Annotated in this window: 2 protein-coding genes; both read right to left on the bottom strand. The window is 29.0% G+C overall.

Going from position 1 to position 4,455, the window contains the following annotated elements; genetic code table 11:
* On the bottom strand, positions 1-240 hold a 240-nt coding region (locus ACTG3S_RS10340), incomplete at its 3' end, for a 6-phosphofructokinase (RefSeq protein ID WP_439129285.1).
* A 222-nt stretch (positions 241-462) separates the two neighbouring features.
* A partial coding sequence (locus tag ACTG3S_RS10335; RefSeq protein ID WP_439129277.1) for a translocation/assembly module TamB domain-containing protein occupies positions 463-4,455 on the bottom strand: 3,993 nt, incomplete at its 5' end.

The raw sequence follows: 4,455 nt of genomic DNA, 5'->3' as shown, positions 1-4,455 counted from the left end.
AAATTCTTTAGACCTAGCAGATTTTAAGAATGTACCACCTTTATTAATGATGCCTTTTACACTACGTGCATCAAGTGTTACAAAATCTCCTTCAATCATTCCTTGGTAACCTCTATAAATACCAGCGCATTCTATTTTATAAAATGCACAAGTTCTAACCACAGACCTAATTGCTGCGTTCATTCCTGGGGAATCACCACCAGATGTCATGACCCCTATTTTCTTAATTTTACTCATAATTTCTATGTAAAAATAATTCTTTTATATGGTTTAAAATAATAAAGTTACGAAAACGTTTTAGCCTTTTACTCCTTATTTTTAAGGGTTTTTTAATTATCTATTCTTTTATTTTGGTTTGTTTCGTCAATCATTTTTAGTTTATTAAAACAGCCCAAAAATATATCTAAAAGTAAATTAAAAGATTGATATTTATCATTTTTAGGAAAAATTTATACTTAACTCTTAGTTTCCTTCAAAATTTTTGAAACCATTTTCTTTATTTATTGTAGAATCTTTAACCACTTCTTTTCTTGCTTTTTGTTTCAATTTCTTTTTTAAACCCATTTTTTGCAGTAAATCAGAAAGTGTATTAAAGTTTACTTGATAAGAAAGCCCTAAACCTTGTGTATAACCTTGATCTTCTATGGTGTATTGGATTTCGTTTTGTCTATTAAAAATTACACCTCTAAAATTACCTTCTTTGTTTAAAAGTACTTCTACTTTTACCTCACCAATAACACTAGACTGTGTTTGTGTACCAATAGGTACTCCTACTTTTCCATTAATAATTACTCGATCACTAACTTGAGTACTTACAGATAAATCTACCTGATTGTCTATATTTAATCTATCTAAATCGTTATCTCTCTGTCCTTGTTGATAATCTACCCCTAACTGAAATTTACTATCTGGACTATTTAACAAACTAGAAAATGCTGCTGCAATGGCACTAGATGCTGTACTCGTTATGGTTGCATTGGCATCAAAATTAACTCTATCTGGGTTTACAAAGTTTCCAAATGCTAGTAAAGATATAAACTGTGTTGTTTTTTCATTGACGTTATTATCATTTAATATAAACTCAAGTTCGTTTGCGATTGTTGGATCTACATTGGTTAATTGTATGTCTAATTCTTGTTTAGAATTGAATAAACCACCTGTAATTCTGGCAACTAAATCTACTTCGATATTTCTATTAGAGTTAAAATTCTCTAACAAAACACCTGGGTTTGCTTTGGCTTTATATACCGCTGTTACATCTAAATTTGCGTCTGCAGGGTTTCCGTTCCAAGACACTGTACCTCCTTTTTGTATTACAAAGGGTTTGTTTACAATACCTCCATATTTAAAATCGTAAACTCCACTATCTACTATATAGTCTCCAAACATATTAAATTTACCCCTAGTATTTATTTCTATTTGCAGGTTTCCAGAACCTCTACCAGAAAGTTGGCTCCCATAAACCTCATCTATAACCACTTGAGCAACAGCGTCTTTTGTAACTTCTAAGTTGATGTTTAGTGTTAAGCCTTTTAAAGCTTCTAAGGCAATTTCTTTTTGCCGTTCTTCTACCTTTACTTTGTCTGATTTAAAGTGAATTAAGCTAAAACTATCTACAGTCTCTACATCTTTTAACGGCACTACAAAAACGGTACCTGGCATTGTTTTGGCATTTATATCTATGGTTAACCTGTCTGTTAATCCATAAATATCTGCAGAACCATCTATAAAAGCTGAACCATAATACAAGGCTTCTTCTGTGTTTTTGGTATCTAAAACTAGTAAATTATCACTCTCTATTTTTAGTTGTAAAAACCATTGCTTAAAATTTAAATGAGAAATACTTCCTTTTAAAACACCTTTTGTATTGCTTTTTGTGTCTAATAAATTAAAGTCATCTAAAATAAAAGATTGTTGCGATAAGGTAACTAGAGATTGCCCTTCAAAATTGTAATCGACATTTAAATACGGGAATTTCAAACCAGCATTTTCTAGGGTTAAGGTACCTTCCATATCTGGATTGCTTAAAAATCCTCTTAAAGAAAACTCCCCAGATGCTGCACCCCGTAAAGAAGATAAAACATCTTTCCCTAGAGGACTAAAAGCATTTAGTTTAAATCCTTCTAAAAAAACATCAAGATCTATTAAAGGTCGTTCTTCAGAAAAATCTAAGCCTCCAATAGCCGCAATGCTTTTAACATTTTCATTTTCTATAGATAGATTCACATTGTATTTTTTGTAAGAATTTTCTCCAACAATGTTTATAAATAAATCTCCCTGTTTAAAATCATTGACTTCGAAGTCTTTTACTTTTAAAGAGGCTTCTGGTAAATAACTGCCTTCTTTTTGCACAAAATCTAAATGACCTGATAGTTTTCCTTTTAAGGAAAGACTGTCTATTTCTGGCAAAAAACTTTCTAATTTTACTTTGGTAAAATCTGCTAATAAAATTTTCTCATCATTACCCCTTAAACTTCCTGTGAATTCAATTTTTTGCTCTTCTGAAACTAATTTAAATTGACTAAAATTAAATTCGCTGTTTTTTAAATCGAAAGTAATTCTATCTGTATTTTTCTGGTCTGGATTGATATTCCAAGTATTTCCTTTAAAAATAAAAGATGATTTTTCGAAGCCTAAAACAGATTTTCCTTCCTCGTTAAACGTATAGAAAAAATCTAAATTAAAATCTTCGTTTTTCTTTTTTCCGCCAATAAATTCTGACTTAAAAAAAAGTGTATCATTTCTTGTAAGATTTAACAACCTTAATTTAGAAACCTTGTAATAATCTGTATTTAATTCATTTGCAGACAAAAAAGTATTGTAGAGCGGGTTTTTATTATCTGTAATTAAAGAGAGATTTTTTACCTCGTTACCAAATGCATCTATTCTTGGAGAGGTAATATTTACCCGAAATAAATCTTTATCAGAATTTATTTTTCCTTTAATTTTTGTTTGATCATCAATAGAAATATCAGGAAAAAAAACAGCTACAATTTGGTTGTAAATAGTAAAATTAAAATCTAAAAACTGATTTTTTTCTACTTCATAAGGTTTGTAATTTGTATAAATACTACCCAAAGCATTTTGTGCTACTTTTGGTAGTTCTTCAAATGAAAATTTACCAGAAATAAAACCATTCGCAATATCTTTTGAGGAAACATCTATTGTTTTTATACTGTCTTTTAAGGAAGAGGTTACTTCGAATTTTTTAAAAGTATATTCTTGTTGTTGGTTTGTATAGAGCACATTTTTAAAAATTGCTTTTCCAACAATATCATCTAAAGTATTACCTTCTATATCTAAGGCAACATCTCCCTTAACAACAGAAATACTGTCTCTTGTAAATAAATTAGTTTCTTTTAAATTTAAGTATGCTATGTTAGAAGTAAAATCGAACTTATGAATTTTAGAAGATAAATCTGCCAAACCTTTAAAACTCATTTTAAAATTTTCGTCGTCTATGGTTAAATCACCATCAAATTTATTGTTTTGATACTCGCCATTTGCTACTAAATTTTTATAGGTATAATTATTAAAATTAAATTGAGAAATATTACCTACAAAAGTAGTATTGATATTATCTAAGGTAAATCCTCTCCCATTTACATCACCTTTTAAAGAAATTTTACCAAAGTTAGGGTCTTCAAAAAATTTACCCATATCAAAATTTATCAATTCTAAATCTCCAATGTAAAAGGCGGTATCAATTTGGTCTATATTACCTATTTCTAAGTCTGAATATGCGCCTCCAATCTGAGAGTTCATAACGATTTTAGCAACCATTTTTTCTGGAGTTACCAATACATTTCCCTTAATTTTAAATTGACCTAATTTTCTAAATTCTGTGGGTAAGGTTTTTCCTAAAACGTTGGGTAAAATATTTTTCAACTCATTGTAAGTTGCGGTTAAATTACTTAAATCACCTTTAAAAGTAAAACCTCTATCAGTATTTACTGCATTTCTAAAAGTTAAATCCCCATTTACTTTTATGCCTTTTTTTGTTGAAAGTTTTAAGTTTTTAAGACTAAAATTATTTAGGGGACCTTTCATTTTTCCTGAAAAACTAATCACGTCTTCTCCACTTAACTCGTTGTAAAACTTTTTTAAATCCTGAACCTTTAGTTTACTTTTATTAAAATCCGCGGTAATCTTTACTTTGTCTGTAAAATTGGATAAATCTTCTCTTTTGTAATTAAAAACGATATTTCCTAAAATTTTAGAATATTTGGTTTCTAAAACTGTATTGTTAAAATTCATAGCAGTTTTAGTAAACTTATAATTGGTGGTTAAATTGGTAACCTCTAAACCTTGGTTGGTTATAAAATACAAAGCTCTTGTATTTGTAGAAAAATCAGCACCATCTATAACTAAATCTTGTAAATTACCACCTGTATTAGAAGCAGAAAAACTAACTGGTTTTTCATTATTTAAATTGGTAAGCTTAAAATTTAAATT

This window comes from Polaribacter sp., assembly GCF_965656025.1.
Taxonomy (GTDB): Bacteria; Bacteroidota; Bacteroidia; order Flavobacteriales; family Flavobacteriaceae; genus Polaribacter.
This window is presented reverse-complemented; position numbering and strand designations above follow the sequence as displayed.